This window comes from Mesorhizobium sp. WSM4312 (genome assembly GCF_002294875.1).
Taxonomy (GTDB): Bacteria; Pseudomonadota; Alphaproteobacteria; order Rhizobiales; family Rhizobiaceae; genus Mesorhizobium.
In genome coordinates, this window is sequence record NZ_NSFU01000005.1 from 297,242 (window position 1) to 316,901 (window position 19,660).

The 19,660-nt window shown below is 64.0% G+C and carries 20 protein-coding genes; 10 read left to right on the top strand and 10 right to left on the bottom strand.

Annotated elements, in window-relative coordinates:
- Positions 1-78 precede the first annotated feature (78 nt).
- From CK228_RS10290 to CK228_RS10310, 5 genes are all read left to right on the top strand, one after another.
- Positions 79-1,110 (top strand): Gfo/Idh/MocA family oxidoreductase, encoded by a 1,032-nt coding sequence (locus CK228_RS10290; protein ID WP_095787768.1) that lies wholly within the window; start codon positions 79-81, stop codon positions 1,108-1,110.
- The gene (locus CK228_RS10295; protein WP_095773974.1) at positions 1,107-2,015 is read left to right on the top strand and encodes a sugar phosphate isomerase/epimerase; all 909 of its coding nucleotides are present in this window, start codon (positions 1,107-1,109) and stop codon (positions 2,013-2,015) included. Before CK228_RS10290 ends, CK228_RS10295 begins: the two co-directional genes overlap by 4 nt.
- Positions 2,016-2,108: 93 nt before the next feature.
- Positions 2,109-3,116: a substrate-binding domain-containing protein gene (locus tag CK228_RS10300; protein WP_095773975.1), complete on the top strand. Its 1,008-nt coding sequence runs from the start codon at positions 2,109-2,111 to the stop codon at positions 3,114-3,116.
- A gap of 85 nt (positions 3,117-3,201) precedes the next feature.
- Positions 3,202-3,999 carry an ATP-binding cassette domain-containing protein gene (locus CK228_RS10305; protein ID WP_095774037.1) on the top strand — a complete coding sequence of 266 codons (798 nt, stop codon included), beginning with the start codon at positions 3,202-3,204 and terminating at the stop codon, positions 3,997-3,999.
- Positions 3,996-5,042 carry an ABC transporter permease gene (locus CK228_RS10310; protein ID WP_095787769.1) on the top strand — a complete coding sequence of 349 codons (1,047 nt, stop codon included), beginning with the start codon at positions 3,996-3,998 and terminating at the stop codon, positions 5,040-5,042. The genes CK228_RS10305 and CK228_RS10310 overlap by 4 nt, the downstream gene beginning before the upstream one ends.
- 51 nt (positions 5,043-5,093) lie before the next feature.
- Here the strand turns inward: CK228_RS10310 and CK228_RS10315 are convergent, their stop codons facing one another.
- From CK228_RS10315 to CK228_RS10325, 3 genes are all read right to left on the bottom strand, one after another.
- The gene (locus CK228_RS10315; RefSeq protein WP_095787770.1) at positions 5,094-7,754 is read right to left on the bottom strand and encodes a UvrD-helicase domain-containing protein; all 2,661 of its coding nucleotides are present in this window, start codon (positions 7,752-7,754) and stop codon (positions 5,094-5,096) included.
- A gap of 122 nt (positions 7,755-7,876) precedes the next feature.
- The gene (locus CK228_RS10320; protein WP_095787771.1) at positions 7,877-8,125 is read right to left on the bottom strand and encodes a hypothetical protein; all 249 of its coding nucleotides are present in this window, start codon (positions 8,123-8,125) and stop codon (positions 7,877-7,879) included.
- A gap of 5 nt (positions 8,126-8,130) precedes the next feature.
- Positions 8,131-9,174, bottom strand: a complete 1,044-nt coding sequence (locus CK228_RS10325) for a DUF2059 domain-containing protein (protein WP_245438003.1) — start codon at positions 9,172-9,174, stop codon at positions 8,131-8,133.
- Here CK228_RS10325 and CK228_RS10330 point away from each other — a divergent pair.
- Positions 9,161-11,479 (top strand): glucose/quinate/shikimate family membrane-bound PQQ-dependent dehydrogenase, encoded by a 2,319-nt coding sequence (locus CK228_RS10330; protein ID WP_095787773.1) that lies wholly within the window; start codon positions 9,161-9,163, stop codon positions 11,477-11,479. The two genes, CK228_RS10325 and CK228_RS10330, sit on opposite strands and share 14 nt — an antisense overlap.
- A 162-nt stretch (positions 11,480-11,641) precedes the next feature.
- Here CK228_RS10330 and CK228_RS10335 read toward each other — a convergent pair whose 3' ends face one another.
- A complete protein-coding gene (locus CK228_RS10335; RefSeq protein WP_095787774.1) occupies positions 11,642-12,079 on the bottom strand; it encodes a hypothetical protein in 438 nt (145 codons plus the stop codon).
- Between the two features lie 9 nt (positions 12,080-12,088).
- Entirely contained in the window at positions 12,089-12,238 is a 150-nt protein-coding gene (locus CK228_RS35220; protein ID WP_179295855.1) for a hypothetical protein, read from the bottom strand.
- A gap of 286 nt (positions 12,239-12,524) precedes the next feature.
- Between CK228_RS35220 and CK228_RS10345 the strand changes: the two genes are divergently transcribed.
- Positions 12,525-13,373 (top strand): dienelactone hydrolase family protein, encoded by an 849-nt coding sequence (locus tag CK228_RS10345; RefSeq protein ID WP_095787836.1) that lies wholly within the window; start codon positions 12,525-12,527, stop codon positions 13,371-13,373.
- Between the two features lie 10 nt (positions 13,374-13,383).
- On the opposite strand, the gene CK228_RS10350 is transcribed toward CK228_RS10345, so the two are convergent.
- Complete coding sequence (locus CK228_RS10350) at positions 13,384-14,295, bottom strand: DMT family transporter (protein ID WP_095787776.1); 912 nt, start codon at positions 14,293-14,295, stop codon at positions 13,384-13,386.
- A gap of 89 nt (positions 14,296-14,384) precedes the next feature.
- Here CK228_RS10350 and CK228_RS10355 point away from each other — a divergent pair, with 89 nt between their 5' ends.
- The gene (locus CK228_RS10355) at positions 14,385-14,864 is read left to right on the top strand and encodes an Lrp/AsnC family transcriptional regulator (protein WP_095787837.1); all 480 of its coding nucleotides are present in this window, start codon (positions 14,385-14,387) and stop codon (positions 14,862-14,864) included.
- A gap of 50 nt (positions 14,865-14,914) precedes the next feature.
- Here the strand turns inward: CK228_RS10355 and CK228_RS10360 are convergent, their stop codons facing one another.
- Both CK228_RS10360 and CK228_RS10365 read right to left on the bottom strand, forming a co-directional pair.
- Positions 14,915-15,112, bottom strand: a complete 198-nt coding sequence (locus CK228_RS10360) for a hypothetical protein (RefSeq protein WP_010910205.1) — start codon at positions 15,110-15,112, stop codon at positions 14,915-14,917.
- A 246-nt stretch (positions 15,113-15,358) separates the two neighbouring features.
- Positions 15,359-15,838 carry a thioesterase family protein gene (locus tag CK228_RS10365; RefSeq protein WP_095773984.1) on the bottom strand — a complete coding sequence of 160 codons (480 nt, stop codon included), beginning with the start codon at positions 15,836-15,838 and terminating at the stop codon, positions 15,359-15,361.
- A gap of 162 nt (positions 15,839-16,000) precedes the next feature.
- On the opposite strand from CK228_RS10365, the gene CK228_RS10370 reads away from it, so the two are divergent.
- Positions 16,001-17,416 carry an FAD-linked oxidase C-terminal domain-containing protein gene (locus CK228_RS10370; protein WP_095787777.1) on the top strand — a complete coding sequence of 472 codons (1,416 nt, stop codon included), beginning with the start codon at positions 16,001-16,003 and terminating at the stop codon, positions 17,414-17,416.
- Positions 17,417-17,465: 49 nt separating this feature from the next.
- Here the strand turns inward: CK228_RS10370 and CK228_RS34660 are convergent, their stop codons facing one another.
- The gene (locus CK228_RS34660; RefSeq protein WP_179295868.1) at positions 17,466-18,116 is read right to left on the bottom strand and encodes an Imm26 family immunity protein; all 651 of its coding nucleotides are present in this window, start codon (positions 18,114-18,116) and stop codon (positions 17,466-17,468) included.
- Here CK228_RS34660 and CK228_RS10380 point away from each other — a divergent pair.
- A complete protein-coding gene (locus CK228_RS10380) occupies positions 18,115-18,636 on the top strand; it encodes a hypothetical protein (RefSeq protein ID WP_095787779.1) in 522 nt (173 codons plus the stop codon). The two genes, CK228_RS34660 and CK228_RS10380, sit on opposite strands and share 2 nt — an antisense overlap.
- Before the next feature lie 30 nt (positions 18,637-18,666).
- Here the strand turns inward: CK228_RS10380 and CK228_RS10385 are convergent, their stop codons facing one another.
- Positions 18,667-19,653: a Dyp-type peroxidase gene (locus tag CK228_RS10385; RefSeq protein WP_095787780.1), complete on the bottom strand. Its 987-nt coding sequence runs from the start codon at positions 19,651-19,653 to the stop codon at positions 18,667-18,669.
- Positions 19,654-19,660 lie beyond the last annotated feature (7 nt).

A 19,660-nucleotide genomic window follows, 5' to 3' on the forward strand; every position in this document is an offset into this window, starting at 1 on the left:
TACGGAAAAACGTTTACGGTGATGCCGTGGATGCCGTGACGATCGGTCTGGAGGGACCGAGCGGAGGAGGAACGCCGGATGATGAATGTCGTCCTCGTCGGCTGCGGCGCGATGAGCAGGCAATGGCTCGATGCCGCGAGGCAGATCGATGGGCTTGCCATTGTCGGCCTTGTCGACCTCGACGCCGAGCGGGCGAAGGCGAGGGCGCACGAATACGACCTCACCGGCATTGTCATCGGCACCAGCCTCGACGCGGTGCTCGACCAGACCAGGCCCGACGCCGTGTTCGATGTCGTGGTTCCCGCCGCCCGGCGCGAAGTCGCGCTTTCGGCCTTCGCCCACAATTGCCATCTCCTGACCGAAAAGCCGCTGGCCGACAGTCCTGAAAACGCGCGCGCCATCGTCGAGGCGGCCCGCCGGGCCGGGCGCATCCATGCCGTCGTGCAGAATCGCCGCTACGTCGCCAATGTCAGGCGCATCCGCCGCTTCCTGGACTCCGGCGCCATTGGCGCGACGACCAGCATCCATGCCGATTTCTTCGTCGCGCCGCATTTCGGCGGCTTTCGCGAGGAGATGGCGCATGTCTTGCTGCTCGACATGGCGATCCACACTTTCGACGCCGCCCGCTACATGGCCGGCGGCGAGCCGGCCGGCGTCTACTGCCAGGAATGGGAACCGGCCAATTCCTGGTACCGGCAGGGCTCGTCGGCAAGTGCGGTCTTCGATCTCGGCGGCGGCAAGGTCTTCACCTATGCCGGCTCCTGGTGCGCCGACGGTTTTCGCACCAGCTGGGAAGGCAGCTGGCGCATCGTCGCCGAGCGCGGCAGCCTCATCTGGGATGGCCATGACCTCTTGACGTCGGAGGTGGTCGCGACGGGCCGCGATGGGCTGTTCGCCAAGACCCAGCCGATCGAGGTCCCGCCGCTCGATCCAGCCGACCGCGTCGGCGGTCATCTCGGCATCATCAGGGATTTCATGCACGCCATCGAGACCGGCACCGAGCCGGAGACGCGCGGCACCGACAACATCAAAAGCCTGGCCATGGTTTTCAGCGCCATCGAGAGCGCCGAAACCGGACGCCGCGTGGCGATTTCACAGGGAACACCATGATGCCAAACCCGCTTCTCGACATCAGGATCGGCACCATGGTGCGGGCCAACCTCGACGACCCGGCGGCGTATATCAAGCAGATCCTGCCGCTCGGCTTCGAGAGCATCCAGCCCTTCTTCTGGCAGACGCTGGGCGGCAAGGATCTTCCGCGCCTTGCCGGCGAAATCCGCGAGGCGATCGGCGATGCCGATGTCGTCGTGTCTTCCCTCGGCGTGTTCGGCAATCCGCTGGAGAGCGGCGAGGTCGATCGCGGCGTGCTCGCGGCCTGGGAGACGGTCATCGACAATGCGCATCTGTTCGGCGCTTCGATGGTCAGCGGCTTCACCGGGCGCATCCGCGGCAAGAAGCTGACGGACAGCCTGCCGCGCTTTCGCGAAGTGTGGGGGCCACTGGCCAAGCGCGCCGCCGACAAGGGCGTGCGCATCGCCTTCGAGAACTGTGCCATGGACGGCAATTGGGCGGCCGGAGACTGGAACATCGCCCACAATCCGGACGCCTGGGAGCTGATGTTCAACGAAGTGCCGGACGACGCTCTCGGGCTCGAATGGGAACCCTGCCACCAGCTCGTCTATCTGATCGATCCGATCCCGCAGATCCGCAAATGGGCGCCACGCATCTTCCATGTCCATGGCAAGGACGCCACCGTGCGCTGGGACGTCATCCGCGAGCACGGGGTGTTCGGCCGGCTGCCCTTCGTACAGATGCGCACGCCCGGCTTCGGCGACAGCGACTGGACGCGGGTGATCAGCGAATTGCGGCTGGCCGGCTACAAGGGCGCCATCGACATAGAGGGCTGGCACGATCCGGTCTATCGCGGCGATCTCGAGATGTCAGGCCAGGTCCGCGCGCTGGATTATCTCAAGCAATGCCGGGGAGGCGCCAGCTACCTGCAAAATCCGACGTGAGGACCCGGCCGGCGGGAGGAGCCGGTTCGTAAGTGGCGAAACAATCGTCAACAGCCCCTCGGCTGACGAGGGAAACAATGGGAGGACAAGTGCATGAGCATCGCGATCAGAACGACACTTCTGCGCACGACCGTCGTGGCCGCCGCCACGGCGCTTTGCGCCGCAATCTCGACCTTGCCGGCACGGGCGCTCGACGCCCAGTGGTGCAAGGATGTCCATATCCGCTTCTTCGTCGGCGGCGCCGAGGGCGACGCTTTCGGCACCATCGTCTATAATGGCGCCAAGCAGGCGGCGGCCGATCTCGGCCCCAAGGTCGACTACATCTTCTCCGGCTGGGACGTCGAAAAGATGGTGCAGCAATTGCGCGAGGCGGTCGCGGTCAAGCCCAACGGCATCGCCATGATGGGCCATCCAGGCGAAGACGCGATCATGCCGCTGGCCGAGCAGGCGCATAAGGACGGCATCAAGATGATGTACCAGAACGTGCCGGTGCCGAAGGTGACGGCGGCGTTCGGCGGCGGCTATGTCGGCGCGCAGCAGGAGCAGCAGGGCCGCGCGCTCGGCGCCGAGGCGTTCAAGCTGGCCGGGCTGAAGTCCGGTGACAAGGCGATCATGATCGGCCCCTTCGACAATGAGAGCCGGGGCGCACGCGAGCGTGGGACCGTCGCCGCATTGAAGGAGGCCGGCGTCGACGTCGTGCAAATCAATTCCGTAACCGAGTGGGCCGCCGATCCGAATCTTGCGATCCCGGTGATCACCGCGGCCTTGCTCAACAATCCCAACGTCAAGGCGGTCGGTTACCCCGGCGGGCAGATGCTGGGCAATGTGCCGACCTACATGCAGGCCGCGGGGCGCAAGCCCGGCGATATCTTCAATTTCGGCTTCGACACCAGCCCGCAGATCGTCGAGGGCTTCAAGGGCGGCTGGGTGCAGCTGACAGCCGACCAGCAGCCATTCATGCAGGGCTATCTGCCGATCCTCAGCCTCTGCCAGCAAGTGGTGCTGGGGCTGGCGCCGATGAATGTCGACACCGGTGCCGGCTTCGTCACGCCGCAGAACTACGAGATCGTCTCAGAGCTCGCCAAGCAGGCGCTGCGCTGACCTCCCAAGGCTGCCGGCCGGGTTGGACCCGGCCGGCAGGACCGTCGGCAAAGGGCCGGCATGCGTCAATGAAAGCGAGGATCCGATGGCCGAACGCATCATCGAACTGCGCGATATCACGAAATCCTACGGTCAGGTCTATGCGCTGGGCGGCGTCAATCTCAGTGTCGACCGCGGCGAGGTCGTCGGCCTCATCGGCGACAATGGCGCCGGCAAGTCGACGCTGATCAAGATCCTGTCCGGCGTGGTCAGGCCGACCACCGGCGACATCCTCGTGCGTGACAAGCCGGTGAGCGGCTGGAGCGCGGCGCGCTCGCGCGACGCCGGCATCGAGACGGTGTTCCAGGACCGGGCGCTGGCCGTGCAGCAGACCATCGTGCGCAACATCTTCATGGGCCGCGAACTGACCGGCTTCATGGGCTGGCTGAAGGTCAACAAGGAGATCGAGGAGGCGAGTCGGCTGATGCGCGAGATCGGCTTCACCTCGAAAGTGTTCACGCCGCACTCGATCGTCGGCCAGCTGTCGGGCGGCGAACGCCAGGGCGTGGCGATCGCGCGCGCCATCTACAAGCAGGCCGAGCTGATCATCCTCGACGAGCCGACCACGGCGCTGTCGCTGACCGAGACCGCCAAGGTGTTCCACTTCGTGCGCCAGGTGCGGGCGAGCGGACGCTCGATCCTGTTCATCGGCCACAACATCCATCATGTCTTCGACATTGCCGACCGCTTCGTGGTGCTCGATCGCGGCAAGGTGGCGCTGACCGCCGACCGCAGCGCGGTCAAGTCGGCGGAGGAGTTGATCAATTTCATGGAGGACGTCGCGCATCCCGGCGGATTGCCTGGGCTGCGCGAGGCCGGCGAAGCGGAGCAGCAAGCGCGATGAGCAAGACCATGGAACCCGATCTCGAAAGCCCTCTGCGCCCTCATGCCGGGTCCGCCCGCCAGGAGTGGAAACATCCGTCCGATCACTGGCTGCGCGGCTTCGTCCTCGACAACCGCGCCTCGCTCGGCACGCTCGCAGTGTTCATCGTCATGATGGCCGTGTTCATGGTCGCCAATCCGACCGTGTTCACCACCTGGTATCTCTACAGCTCGGTGCTGACGACGCTGCCCGTGGCGCTGTTCGTGGTGGTGCCGCTGGTCTTCGTCGTCACCTGCGGCGAGATCGACCTGTCGTTTCCGGCGACGATGGGGTTTGCCGCCTGGGTTTTCGCCCTGGTGGTGCAGGCCGGCTACGACCCGTTCCTCGGCATTGCGGCCGCACTCGTGACGGGCATGCTGCTCGGTTTCCTCGTCGGCTCGCTGGTCGTCTATGGCGGGCTGTCGTCGCTGATCGCCACGCTCGGCATGAATTTCCTGCTGCGCGGCCTGATCCAGATCATCAACGAAGGCAAGTCGATGTCGTTGACCAGCCTCAGCAACAGCTGGGCCTACAAGATCTTCTCCAGCCAGATCTACGGCGTTCCGGTGCAGATCTTCTGGGCCATCGCCTTCGTCGTGCTGTCGGCAATGCTCTATAACAGGCATCGCTTCGGTGCACAGGTGAGGGTGGTCGGCGACAATCCCGACAGCGCCCAGCAGATGGGCATCGACGTCAAGCGCGTGCGGGTGAAGGTGTTCGTCTTCGTCGGCATAGGGGCTGCGATCGCTGGCACGTTTTCGGTGATGATCAACTTCACCTGGTGGCCGACGGCCGGCGACGGCTATCTCCTGCCGGTGCTGGCCTCGGTGTTCGTCGGCGGCACGCCAACCTGGGGCGGCATCGGCACGGTCGTTGGCGGCGCCATCGGCGCGGTCACCGTGTCGTTCATCCAGACCGGCGTGGTGGCGGCAGGCCTGAGCGGCTTCTACGTGCAGTTCTTCAACGGGCTGATCATCATCCTGTCGCTGCTCGGGCATAAGTGGAACCAGGCACGGTATCGGTGAGGGAAGCACTGCCGTTGTTGGAACGGCGCGAGAGCTGCTCGGAAGGGCAGCTCACACCGCCGCGACGAACCCGTCGAGCACGCGTTTCTGGCCGGCCTTGTCGAAGTCGATGGTCAGTTTGTTGCCTTCGATGGCCGAGATGTTGCCGTTGCCGAATTTCTGGTGGAAGACGCGGTCACCGACGCTGAAGGGCGACGGCTTGTCGGCGACGGATTTGGCGACCAGTTCGCCGTCGATGGTGCGGCCCTTTACGCTGGTGCGGCCGGCGCCGTAGCCCGAGTCGGTCTCACCATAGCCGATGCGCTCGACCTGGTGGCCGGAGCGCGTGCCCCAGTTGCGGTCGGTCGCTTCGGTCCGGTTGGCCTGCGCGCGCTGCCAGCCGGGCGTCGAATAGGTGTTGGAGAAGGCGCCTGATTTTTCGGTGTTGGCGCCGACACTGTCGAAACGCGAGGCGCCGTAGGGGTTCTGCCGCCCACCGCCACGGCCGGAGGCGAAGGAGCCGCCGCCATAGGGATTGCCGTAGCCGCCATAGGAATTGCCGCTTTCGGCGATCTCGACATGGGATTCCGGCAGCTCCTCGAGGAAGCGCGACGGGATGGTCGATTGCCAAAGCCCGTGGATCAGGCGGTTGGAGACGAACCAGATATGCAGGTTCTTCTTGGCCCGGGTGAGACCGACATAGGCCAGCCGGCGCTCTTCCTCCAGCCCGGAGCGGCCGCCTTCATCGAGCGCGCGCTGGTGCGGGAACAGGCCTTCTTCCCAACCGGGCAGGAAGACCGTCTCGAATTCGAGGCCCTTGGCAGAATGCAGCGTCATGATGGAGACGGCGTCCTGCCCGGCATTCTGCTCGGCATCCATCACCAGCGCCACATGTTCGAGGAAGGAGCGCAGCGACTCGTACTCCTCCATCGAGCGGATCAGTTCCTTGAGGTTCTCCAGCCGGCCCGGCGCTTCGGCCGAACGGTCGTTCTTCCACATATCGGTGTAGCCGCTCTCCTCGAGAATGGTCTCGGCGAGCTCGGTGTGCGGCTTGGTTTCCAGCGCCTTCTGCCAGCGCTCGAAATTGGCGGCCACTTCGCGCAACGCGGCGCGCGGTTTCGGCTTCAGCTCGTCGCTCTCGGCGAGATTACCGGCGGCCTCAAGCATTGGAATGCGAAGCGCACGCGCCGTGTCGTGGATCTGGCGGATAGTGGCTTCGCCCAGCCCGCGCTTGGGCACATTCACGATGCGCTCGAAGGCGAGGTCGTCGCCGCTGTTGGCGACGACGCGGAAGAAGGCCAGCGCGTCGCGGATTTCCATGCGCTCGTAGAAGCGCGGGCCGCCGATGACGCGGTAGTTGAGGCCGAGCGTGATGAAGCGGTCCTCGAAGGCGCGCATCTGGAAGGACGCGCGCACCAGGATCGCCATGTCGTTGAGATTGTGCTTCTGGCGCTGATAGGCCTCGATGGTCTCGCCGATGGCGCGGGCTTCCTCCTCGGAATCCCAGGCGGCGTGGACATTGACCTTGCCATCCTCGGGGTCGTTGCGGTCGGTGAACAGCGTCTTGCCGAAGCGGCCTTCATTATGGGCGATGAGATGCGAAGCCGCGCCAAGGATGTGCGCGGTCGAGCGGTAGTTGCGCTCCAGCCTGATGATGGTGGCGCCCGGGAAATCCTTGTCGAAGCGCAGGATGTTGTCGACCTCGGCGCCGCGCCAGCCATAGATGGACTGGTCGTCGTCGCCGACACAGCAGATGTTGACTTTGTTTTCGCTCACGGCCGCACGCGAGCTCCGCTCGCTGGCCTCCGCGGGGGCGGCCTGGCCGGCCGACGCCCGGTCGGGCTTGCGGCCTTCGGCCGATCGCGGATCCGTTGACGTCGTCGAACGCCCGGCGTCCGGCCGTTGTGCCAGCAGGCGCAGCCACATGTACTGGGCGGTGTTGGTGTCCTGGTACTCGTCGACGAGGATGTATTTGAAGCGCCGGTGATAGTCCTTCAGCACGTCCGGATTGGCGCGGAAGATGCGGATGGGGTGGCAGAGCAGGTCGCCGAAGTCGCAGGCGTTCAGCGTCTGCAGCCGCTCCTGATAGGCCTTGTAGAGTTCGCGGCCCTTGCCGTTGGCGAAGCTGCGCGCGTCGCCCTCGGCGATATCGGCCGGACCTTGCCCCTTGTTCTTCCAGCCGTCGATCATCTGGGCGAACTGCTTGGCCGGCCAGCGCTTGTCGTCGAGGCCCTCGGCCTGGATCAGCTGCTTGATCAGCCGCACGACGTCGTCGGTGTCGAGGATGGTGAAGTCGGAACGCAGGCCGGCGAGTTCGGCATGACGGCGCAACAGCTTCACGCCGATCGAATGGAAGGTGCCGAGCCAGGGCATGCCCTCGACATTGCCTTCGCCGATCAGGATGCCGATGCGCTGCTTCATCTCGCGCGCGGCCTTGTTGGTGAAGGTCACGGCGAGGATCTGCGACGGGAAGGCCTTGCCGGTGGCAAGGATGTGGGCGATGCGGGTGGTGAGCACACGCGTCTTGCCGGTGCCGGCGCCGGCCAGCACCAGAACCGGGCCTTCGGTGGTTTCCACCGCCAGCCTTTGTTCCGGATTCAGCCCCTTGAGATAATCGGGCGCATTGCTCTGGCCGCCGCGGGCAGCCATGGCGCGCGCGGCAATGCCCGACGGGGCCGTCGGCCGCGCATTGGGTTCATCGAAAAAGGGCATGTCTTCGGAAAAGCCGGACATCTTCCCCCGAATGTAGTGATTCGGCAGGGAAAGACCAGAACTGTCTACGTTTTGTTCCGGGTAAAAGTGGCGGCGCGGCAAGAATGTAGCTTCGGATGGCGGCCCCGCGAGATGGGCAGGGCTTAACGCTTCGATGGGCCTTGGTAGAGATACCTGACGGGCAAGAAGACGAGGCTGAACAAAATTCCGGCCAGCAGACCCCAATAAAGGTAGGGGTCTTGCACTCGATCAAGCACATATAGACCGCCGCCATGCTTCGGGATGATGGCTTTGCCCATCCAAAGGAAAACGGCCACGACCAGTGTGCCGATAAGCATCTGTAACAGGAAGATGCCCACTAGGATGGGTGAGTATCGATTATCGCCAGCCATTTAGCTCACGCCTTGCGGTAACCAAGGGCGACGAAGAATCGATGGCCGAAGGAGCGCGCCTCGTCCGTCATTACCGCGCCCAAAGCGACCTGCATCTGGTCGTAGTAGCGCCTGCCGGCGGGTGAGGCCAGGAAGGCACCATAGAGCTTCAGGTCGGCCATGGACATATCCCGGTAGACATAGGCTGCAGATTCCATGGCCTCGCTGTCGATGTCACGGCGAAGCCCTTCGGTTTGCTTGCGCAGCAGGGCCATTACCTGGTTGTCGGGCAGGGGCTTTCCGGCCGCGCCCAGCATTTCGGAAAGCATGGCGTAGCCCATGTTCAAGGCGACGGCTTCTCCGGTGTCGACGGCGCTGATATCGTCCATCATCTTCCTGTACAATGCGAACCTGGCCGGATCCCTGGATGGAAGCTCGCCGAGGATTTTGGCGCCCTCGATCTTCTTGGCCTCCCTTGCTTGCGGCGACGAAGCCTGGATCTCGAGCGCGGTGACCTGTTTGCCCAGGGGTGAAGCATAAAATGAGGCCAGTTCGGACAGGTCCTTGGCACTGAGCCTGTCCGCCATCCGGGCTTCGATCGCCGCTTCCATCTTCTCCGGGTCAAAGGCACCTTCCATGGCGGCGGCAAGGGCGTCCAGGACCTTTTGCGGCGGCGTTCCCGGCGCCGATTTCACGGCCGCGGTGAAACCCGGGCCAATGCCCATCAGCATCTCGTGAAAGCCGTTCGCCTTGTTGATCTCCCTGATTGTCTGCGCCGGCGCGGCCACAGTGCCGGCAAAGAGTGGGACGAGGCAGTAGAGCATCAGCGCCATGCGCGTCAGCGGCGGAACGAGTGACGGCATTTTGCTTGCTCCACGGGAAAGACGATCCATGGAGACTGCGGGAAAACCCTGACTCAGGCAAGATGGATTGCCACCTTGGCGTGTGGGCAGCTTGACAGGCGGGGCAGGCGGGAGAAAGCTGTGCGCAGGGCAGGAGCGGTGCACCGGGTTGCCCATGGCCGCGTGAGCGCGCAACAGTCGAAGGAGTATCATCTTGGCTGTCACCATCACCTCTCTCGTTCTCTTTCTCCTCGGTCTGGCGCTTGGTGGCGGTGGCATCTGGTTGGCGTCGCTGGGGGGCAGTTGGTACTACATCGTCGTCGGCCTCGCCTTCCTGATCGCCGCCTGGCTGCTCTACCGGCGCCGTTCGACGGCGCTCTGGCTCTACGCGGCGATCGTGATCGGCACCCTGGCCTGGGCGGTCTGGGAAATCGGCTTCGACTGGTGGGAGCTCGGCCCGCGCGGCGGCATCATCGTGCTGGTGGCGCTGTGGCTGCTGACGCCTTGGGCAAGGCGGGGCCTTGCCGGGCCTGACGGGCGCGCACCGCTGATCCTTGCCGTGCTGGCATCGCTGGCGGTGGCCGGCTATTCGATGACGACGGACCCGAAGGACATTGCCGGTGCGCTCGATACCGACAAGGTGATTCCCAACGCCAATCTGGGCAATGACGTGCCGGCGGGCGAATGGCACTTCTATGGGCGCACGCAGTTCGGCCAGCGCTATTCGCCGCTCGACCAGATCACGCCGGACAATGTCGCCAATCTGCAGCCGGCCTGGACCTACCGCACCGGCGACGTGAAGGGGCCTGACGACATCGGCGAGACCACCTATCAGGTGACGCCACTCAAGATCGGCGACACGCTCTACATTTGCACGCCGCACAATTTCGCCATCGCGGTGGACGCCGCGACCGGCAAGGAAAAATGGCGCTACGATCCCAAGGTCAAGCTCGACAAGGACCGCCAGCACCAGACCTGCCGCGGCGTATCCTACTATGCCGATGCCACCGGCGCCGCCGGCCAGCCTTGTGCTGCCCGCGTCTACCTGCCGACTTCGGATGCGCGGCTGATCGCGCTCGATGCCGCCAGCGGGCAGGTCTGTCCCGCCTTCGCCGAGGGCGGCACGCTCAACCTGTTGACCGGAATGCCATACCCGAAGTCGGGCTATTACTACTCGACCTCGGCGCCGCTGATATCAGGCGGCAAGATCATCGTCGGCGGCGCGGTCAACGACAATTATTCGACGCAGGAACCGTCCGGCGTCATCCGCGCCTATGATGCGAGCACCGGCAAACTGATCTGGAACTGGGATTCCGGCAATCCGGACCAGTCGACGCCGCTGCCGGCCGGCCAGACCTACACCGCCAACTCGCCCAACATGTGGTCGACGCCGAGCGCCGACGAGAAGCTCGGCCTGCTCTACGTGCCGCTCGGCAACCAGACGCCGGACCAGCTCGGCGCCGGACGCAGCGCCAATGTCGAGAAATTCTCCTCCTCGATCACCGCGCTCGACCTCAACACCGGGCAGTTGAAATGGGTGCGGCAGACCGTGCACCACGATCTCTGGGACATGGACGTGCCGGCGCAGCCGAGCCTGATCGACATCACCAAGGCCGATGGTTCCGTCGTGCCGGCGCTGGTCGGGCCGACCAAGCAGGGCGACCTCTATGTGCTTGACCGGCGCACCGGCGAACCGGTGATCGCGGTCAAGGAAGCGCCGGCGCCCGGCGGTGCCATCGAGGGCGACCACACGTCGCCGACGCAGCCGGTCTCCGATCTCTCCTTCAACCCGAAGCCGCTGACCGATGCCGATATGTGGGGCATCACCATGTTCGACCAACTGGCCTGCCGCATCGAATTCCACAAATTGCGCTATGAAGGCCGCTATACGCCGCCCTCGCTGCAGGGATCGCTGGTCTATCCCGGCAATTTCGGCACCTTCAACTGGGGCGGGGTGGCGGTCGATCCGGTGCGGCAGGTGATGTTCGGCATGCCGACCTACTTGGCGTTTACGTCCAGACTCATTCCCCGCGCGGACGTGTCGCCGCCGGGTGACAACACCAAGGGCAGCGAACAGGGGCTGAACCGCAATGAGGGCGCGCCCTATGCGGTGGTGATGGGACCGTTCCTGTCGCCGCTCGGCATCCCTTGCCAGGCGCCGCCCTGGGGTTACGTCGCCGGCGTCGACCTCAGGACCGGCACGATCAACTACAAGCACCGCAACGGCACCGTCTACGACATGACGCCATTGCCGCTGCCGCTGAAGGTCGGCGTGCCCGGCATTGGCGGGCCGATGATCACCGCCGGCGGCGTCGCCTTCCTGGGCGCGGCGGTCGATGATTATCTGCGTGCCTATGACCTGACCTCAGGCAAGCAGCTCTGGCGGGCCCGATTGCCGGCAGGCGGCCAGTCGACGCCGATGACCTACACGGTCGCCGACGGGCGCCAGTTCGTGGTCATCGTCGCCGGCGGCCACGGCTCGGTCGGCACCAAGCCCGGGGATTATGTGATGGCGTACGCGCTGCCGAAGTAGCTGGGCCGCGCCAGCCGACAGCGTTCTCGGCGCTAGATCAGTTCACCGTTTCATGGAAACGGCGAACTGCTCTAATTCTTTGTCTTGACGCAATTCCCAAGGCAAAGCGCTACGCGCTTTTCCGGGGAAAACCGCACACACTTTTCCTGGAATTGCTCTAGACTAGCCGAGCCCGAGATGGCTCTTGAGGCTGGGCACCGAGCCCAGCACCTGGTTGGTCAAATCGGGGCCGACGGCGGCTTCGGCCTGCTCGACCAACGTCTCGCCGGCCTTCTGGATCTGCGCCAGATCGAGGCCGGATGCCTTCAGCGCGGCGAGGCCGTTGACCAGCGCGCCCGCCTTTTCGCCGAGAACCCCGCCAAGCGCGCCTTGCAGCGAGGACAGGAAGCCGCCACCGCCACCGGCAGGAGCCGCGGCCATGACGTCATATTTCTGCGCCAGCGCATCGGCGCCGGGAATCTTGGCGAAGAAGGATGAGGCGCTGGTGCCTTCCGCCTCGTGCTCGAGCACCGAGAAAATGGTACCGACGACTTTTTCGGTCGTTGCTTGGTCAAGACCGGCCTTCTGCGAGACGGTGTTCACGATATCCTGTACGTCCATGACTTCACCTCAACCCTGGGTTTTCGTGTTTGCCGGATGGCGCTGGCGGCCGCGGACCTTGACCATGGACGTCCGGTTCGCCGCCACAATGGTTGTGCGCATCGCCAGAATGGCGGCCGCGGCAAGCATGGAGGCGGTTGCCAGGATCGGCGAGGTCATGGTCATCAGTTTTCCTTTCCTTCAGGCCCTTCAGAACCGCGGCCATGTCATGGACCGGCCGGATAGTCAGTTTCCCCCACTATTGTGGCAGCGCCATCAAGATTTGTCGCCGATGACAAAATCGTGATGATGGTTGCCGCAGCTTGCCAGGGAACGGAAGCGTCACCGAGCCGTGACTGGACGATGCGGACCTCGCCCCTATCTTGCGAACGCAAGGACACCAAAGTCGAGGAGCGCCCCCGTGACCAGATCCACCATCGCCGACAAACCTGTCATCACGCAGGCGATGATCGATGCCTATGACGAATACACGCATCTGACGCTCGATCGCCGCCGCTTCATGGAACAGCTGACCAGGCTTGCCGGATCGGGTGCGGCAGCGGCCGCGATCGCGCCGATGCTGGCGGCGAATTCCGCCCAGGCGGCGATCGTTGCCGAAAATGATGCCCGCGTGAAAGGCGAGGACATCAGCTATCCCGGCAGCGTCGGCGAGATGAAGGGCTATCTGGTCAAGCCGGCGAACCAGGCCGGCAAGCTCGGCACCGTCATCGTCATCCACGAAAACCGGGGGCTCAACCCGCATATACGTGACGTCGCCCGGCGCGTGGCGCTGGAGGGGTTCGTGGCGCTGGCGCCGGATTTCCTGTCGCCGCTTGGCGGCACGCCTGATGACGAGGACAAGGCGCGCGACATGTTCACCAAACTCGATCCGGCGCAGACCGTCGCCAACGGCGTGGCGACCGTCGCCTTCCTCAAGGCCGACAAGGACGGCAACGGCAAGGTCGGCGCCATCGGCTTCTGCTGGGGTGGCGGCACGGCCAACATGCTGGCCGTCAATGCGCCCGACCTCGCCGCCAGCGTCGCCTACTACGGCATGCAGCCGAATGCCGCCGATGCCTCGAAGATCAAGGCCGCACTGCTGCTGCACTATGCCGGGCTGGACGATCGCACCAATGCCGGCATCGATGCGTTCAAGAAGGCGCTCGATGCCGCGCATGTCGAATACACGGTCTATGTCTATGAAGGCGCCAACCATGCCTTCAACAACGATACGTCGGCGGCGCGCTACGACAAGAAAGCGGCCGATCTTGCCTGGACCAGGACGATCGCCTTCCTGAAGGAGAAGCTAGCCTAGAGTCGTTGTTTCAGCGCGCCGGCTTGTGGAAGGCAACGCCGGCGACGACCAGCGCGACCCCCAGGCAATCGCCAAGGCTTGGAATCTGGCGCAACACGATGACGCCGATCAGCGTCGCGGTGACCGGCAGCAGCGACAGCATCAGCGCGAAACTCGAGCGCGGCAATCGCGACATGGCAAGCTGGTCGCAGATGTAGGGAATGACCGAGGAGCAGATGCCGACGCCGATGGCGGCGATGAGCAGGGGCGGCGAGAAAAAGGCTGGCAGCGCGTCGCGGAAACCGATCGGCAGCACGACGACGAAGGCGACCGCCATGGCGGCACCCAGACCGGCAATGCCGTCGCCGGCGCCGGAACGGGCGACACGGTGGCCGAGCACGATGTAGCCGACGAAGAGCGCGCCGTTGAGGAAGGCCCAAAACAGGCCGACGGGATCGCTGGACCATCTGACGTCGATGAGGAGCAAGGTGCCGGTGACGGCCACGGCAAGGGCGGCGAGATTGCGCAGGCTCCTGAGGCCGATCAGCGCGACGCCGATGGTGCCGACGAATTCGATCGCCGCAACCAGTGAGATCGGCAAGCGGTCGAGCGCCAGGTAGAATGAGCAGTTCATCACTGCCAGGCAGGCGCCGAAAGCCAGCAACAGCAGGCGTGTCGGAGGATCGGCGCGGGCGAGGGTTCGCCAGGGGTGCGTCAGGGGTGCAAAAATCAACGCGGCGGTGGCGATGCGCAGCCACGCCATGCCGAGCACGCCGACATGGGGGAAGAGCAGCACGGCGAAGGCCGGGCCGAGATAGTGGAAGACGGCGCTGACGCCGAACCAGACATGCGGCGGCAATTTTGTTGCCAGGCCAAGGCCAGAGCCGGTGGAGGCGGGGGCAAGCACAGGGCCTGCCGTGGGAGCTTGCGCCTGATCGTCCATCGGATCAGTATCGCAGGCATTTTCCGCAACCTACATGGATGACGATCGACCTATCTGATCATATCTCTGTCGAAAGCAAGGATTTATCCGTGAAACGCCTTCGAACTGAAAATGTCGATCTCGACGCGGCCGACATGAAGATCCTGCGGCTGCTGGAACAGGACGCGCGCGCCAGCACGGCGGAGCTGGCGCGTTCGGTCGGCCTGTCGGCGCCCAGTGTCGCCGAGCGCATCAAGCGGCTGCAGGAAAACGGCGTGATCGAGGCCTATTGCGTCAAGATCAATCCCGCCGCACTGGGCCTGAAGCTGTCGGCATGGCTTCGCATCCGGCCGGTGCCGGGGCAATTGTCCGTCGTGGCCGAGATCATCCGTGAAACGCCGGAGATCGCGCAGTGCGACCGCGTGACCGGCGAGGATTGCTTCATCGCGCTCGCGCATGTCGGCTCAGTGGCCGAACTCGAACGAGTGATCGACCGCATCATTCCCTATGCGATGACGAATACGGCCATCATCCAGTCGTCACCGGTGGTGGCGCGCTCGCCGCTGGCGGCGGTGAAGCGGTCGCCGTAAGCGGCGGTTTCATTGGTTGCCCGGTTGTCTTCGCGACCCGTCTCGCCGGCCTATGCGTGGCCGCGCTTCAGGCGGGCGCGCTTCAAGATGCTGCGCCAGCGGATCATGTCGAACGGGATCGGCTCGTTGTTGTTGGCGATGTGGAATATCTCGTTGTCGACGTTCTTGAGCGAACGCCAGAAATCATAGTCCGTGATGCGCGGATCAGCGGCCAGCCTGTCCACCTCGATCTTGATGTCGGTTTTCATGCACGTCCCTCGAACCGGCTTCGCCCCGCCGTCCGTATCGCAACTCGATGCGGATCGTTTTCGACCGCTCCGCTGAGTCGTTCAACGGCTCAATTGGCTTGTTCCCGTTAAAACCTCGGTAAGGTTAATGCGGGTGCCGGGCGGCTTCAAGCATTGGGGCCGGCCGATTTGGGGGTTCCGCGATTTTGGATTGCCGGTGTGGCTTTGAGGTCCCGTCACTCTGTTCGGAGCGGTGTCGGCTTCGCCCTATTTGCGTTTGATGCCGATCGAGCGGCCGGCACGCTCCGGCATCGGCAGCACGGAATGGGCGGCGCGCATGGCTTCGACCTTGGCCATCACATCGGCGGGGAAGGGCGCGACCTTCGGCCCCGACATGTCGACATGCAGCGACAGCGTCTCGGAGGTGGCGGCGAGCCAGCCGTCGACATGGCGGATTTCCTGGAAGGCCCGGAGCCGTTTCTCGTCATGGTCGATGAGCTGGAAGGACACCTGGACCTTGTGGTCGAGATGCAGTTCCTGGACGTAGCAGACATGGACCTCGGCGGTGTAGATGGTCAGACGGCGCCCCTTAACATAGTCCAGCCCCATGCCCATCGCCTCGAAGGCCTCGTCCGAGCAGCGGTCGAACAGCACGTTGTAATAGGCCATGTTGAGATGGCCGTTGTAGTCGATCCAGTCCTTCTCGATTTCCATGGGCCTGGAGACGAAGGGGGCAGGGATGGACATCGAAACTTCCTTGTTCTGGTGCTGGACAAATTGTGGCTGCGAAGACTTTTTTGTTCTGGCGCAATTCCGGACGGAAAACCGCTTCACACTTTTCCTGGAATTGCTTTAGGCATCCATAGCTGCATAACAAGCGTGGGCGCTGGTCCATTCGCGGAGGAATTCATGGCTCTGAGCGACCTCAATCCGGTCGAACGCAACGAGGAAGGCATCGCGGCGGTGCTCGGCATCCTCAAGCAGCAGTTCGGCGAGCGTTTTCAGACCGGCCAGGCCATCCGCTCGCAACACGCGCACACCACTACGTATATTCCGACGCAGGCGCCCGATGGTGTCGCTTTCCCGGAGACGGCCGCCGAGGTGCAGGAAATCGTGCGCGCCTGCGCCGTGCATCGTGTGCCGGTCATCGCCTTTGGCGTCGGCTCCTCGCTGGAAGGCCACACCAACGCACCGGGCGGTGGCATTTCGATCGACACGTCGCGGATGAACCGCATCCTCGCGGTCAATCCGCAGGATCTCGACTGCACGGTCGAACCCGGCGTGACGCGCGAGGACCTCAACCGGCATCTGCGCGACACCGGCCTGTTCTTCCCGATCGATCCCGGCGCCAATGCCTCGCTCGGCGGCATGGCGGCGACGCGGGCGTCCGGTACCAATGCGGTGCGCTACGGCACGATGCGTGAGAACGTGCTGTCGCTGACCGCCGTCATGGCCGATGGCGAGACGGTGACGACCGGCAAGCGGGCGAAAAAGAGCTCGGCCGGCTACGATCTGACGCGGCTGCTTGTCGGCTCGGAAGGCACGCTCGGCATCATCACCTCGCTGACACTGAAGCTGCAAGGCATTCCGCAGGCGATCTCCGGCGGCGTCTGCCCGTTCCCGAGCGTCGAGGCGGCCTGCAACGCCGTCATCGCCACGATCCAGATGGGCATTCCGGTGGCGCGCATCGAACTGGTCAACGCGCTGCAGATGCGGGCGATGAAGAATTATTCCAAGCTCGACTACCCCGAAAGCCCCTGCCTGTTCGTCGAATTCCATGGCAGCGATGCCGGTGTTGCCGAACAGGCCGAGACCTTTGGCATGATCGCCGAGGAGAATGGCGGCGGGCCGTTCCTGTGGACCAGCGTCGCCGAGGAACGCACCAAACTGTGGAAGGCCAGGCACGATGCCTACTGGGCCTCGCTGACGCTGCGGCCGGGCGCCAAGGGGCTGTCGACCGACGTCTGCGTGCCGATCTCGCGCTTTGCCGAATGCGTCACCGAGACCGAGGCCGATATCGCCGAGATGGGCCTGATCGCGCCGATCGTCGGCCATGCCGGCGACGGCAATTTCCACGTGCTGGTGCTGATGGACGTCGACGATCCGAAGGAGATCGCGCTGTCGGAAAAATTCGTCGCGCGGCTCAACATGCGGGCGATCGCCATGGACGGCACCTGCACCGGCGAGCACGGCATCGGTCAGGGCAAGATCGGTTTCATGCGCAGCGAGCTCGGTCACGGCGTCGACATCATGCGCACCATCAAGCTGGCGCTGGACCCGCAAAACATCATGAATCCTGGCAAGATATTGCCGGCTGTGGGGTAGATTAGTCGATGCTTGAAAGCTGGTGTGTGCGCAACCGAACCACCCGCATTTACGTTTTTTCGGCCAGTAGCCTGCTCAATCTGATTTCGACAAACCCCGCACCCATCAGTCCATCTTCCGCAAGGTCTGCTGGAAACACTGGTCTCCGTTCTCTGGTCCCCAGGACGATATCGTCGTCTGAATATCGGACGATCATGTCTGGCAAGATGCTTAGCGCGTCGTGATGGATGAATTCTGGGATAGGCCAATCGGTCCAGTTCCAGCCTACAATCTCTCCAAAGATCTCCCACTTGCCGTCCATGAGATGCAGATCGCCAAATCGCCCGACGACAATAGCTTCAGTTGGCAGAAGATCGCTCACATTGGTATCCGCTGAAAACATTCTTGGTCCGAAAAAATAGCCCAGAAGTATTCGTCCTCGCGGAGCCATTCTCGCCACCAGCCCCCTCGCAAAGCCTCCATCAGGCAGGGGAATACGAAAGACCGAGCCTTCGCGATATGGCAACCGTTTCGCCAACTTCGATCCCCGATCATTTATCGCTGCCAAGCTAGTCCACTGTCGTCTAGGATTGCCAGCAGACAATTTTCTGACTGAGACCGCAACCGAATAGCTCGTCTTGACCGCGCCGTCATTCGGGTCGAGGCTTCTTGCGCGGCAGGTCTGACAAGACAGGCGTTGCCAGCGGAGGAGAACTGTCATGGCCATTTCACGCAAGGAAGAAGCGCGCGCACTGAGTGCCGATGAGAAGGAACTGGTGGAGAAGTCGCATCATCCGGTGGTGCAGGAGCTTTCCGACGTCGACCTTTCCGGACTGGTCAAGCTGCTTCGCGGGCGGCGCGACAAGGCGCAGGCCGAAGCACATCGCCGCCGCCGTGAAATACGCGGCAAGGGCGCGCCGAAGGGCGCTGCCGCTTCAAAGGCCGATGGCGGCTCGCAGGTCAAGCTGGCGGTGCTGGCGATGGCGATGCGGCGGCTCAATGGCGAGGCCGAACGGCGGCGCCAACTGGCGGCCCGCGTTTCACTGGTCGGGAACGCACGCAAGGCGCTGGCGATGAAGCAAAGTGCGCCGGCGGACGGTCCCGCGCACAATTCACGCACGGCTCACAAGGGCATGCGGGCCGTCGCCAACGAGCGGGCGCCGAAGCTGGTCCGGCCGGCGGAACTGGGCCGGCAGCGCAAGGCAGGCAAGGTGGCGCAAGCCAAGCGCGACGCACGCTGATTCCTGCGACAAGGGCTGTCGGCAGCCGCTTTACCGTGCTGCGGGAAGCTGCTGCCGCACGCCCTCGACAAGGGCCTGCAGCATCGGGCGGGTCGGCGCGAAGAATGTCGTGCCGGTCTGCGGTGTCGAGACATCGAGCAGGCGGTCGTAGGCGCCCGGCGGATCGCCGACATACATGCGCTGCAGCATCTTTTCGGTGACCCAGAGATACCTGGAATAGCCGATGAAGTAGGTGCCGAACTCATTCTGCCCGGGCCGGCCGAACGGCATGTTGTCGCGCAATATGTCGTATTCGTTGCCTTCGGCATCCTCGATCGTGGCCAGCGATTTGTGCGATTTGCGCGGGGCTTCGTCATCGTCGATCTCGATGTTGTCGATCTTGGTGCGGCCGATGATCGCCTCCTGCTCAGGCGTCGGAATGCGCGCCCAGGCCTGCATGTCGTGCAGGTATTTCTGGACGACCACATAGGAGCCGCCGGCAAAGTCGCCATCCTCGTCGCCGATCAGCGCCGAGGCCGGCAGGTCGGGGCCGGTCGGGTTGGCAGTGCCGTCGATGAAACCGAGCAGGTCGCGGGCATCGAAATAGCGAAAGCCGGTCACTTCATCGACGACGGTGACATCAGGGCCAAGCCGGTCGAGCAGGATACGCTCGAACTCGAAGCACATGTCGGACCGTTCGGCCCGGATATGGAACAGAAGGTCGCCCGGTGTGGACGGCGCCGAATGGACCGCGCCCTTGATCGGCGCGAACGGTTTCAGTTCCTGCGGCCGCCGGCCGGGGCTGAGCCGATCCCAGAGATCGCGGCCGATGCCGGCAATGCACGACAGGCGGCCGCCAAGATCGCGGAAACCGACAGTCTTGACCAGATCGTCAAGCTCGCCGAGCACGGAACAGACCTTGGCCAGGGCGGGCTGTTCGCCGGCGACGGTGACGACAAGAAAAATCGCCGATTGCGAAAGCGGCGCATCGACGCTCTGCGCGTCGATCGGCACGCGGTCCCAGTTCTTGCCTGACATCTGAAAA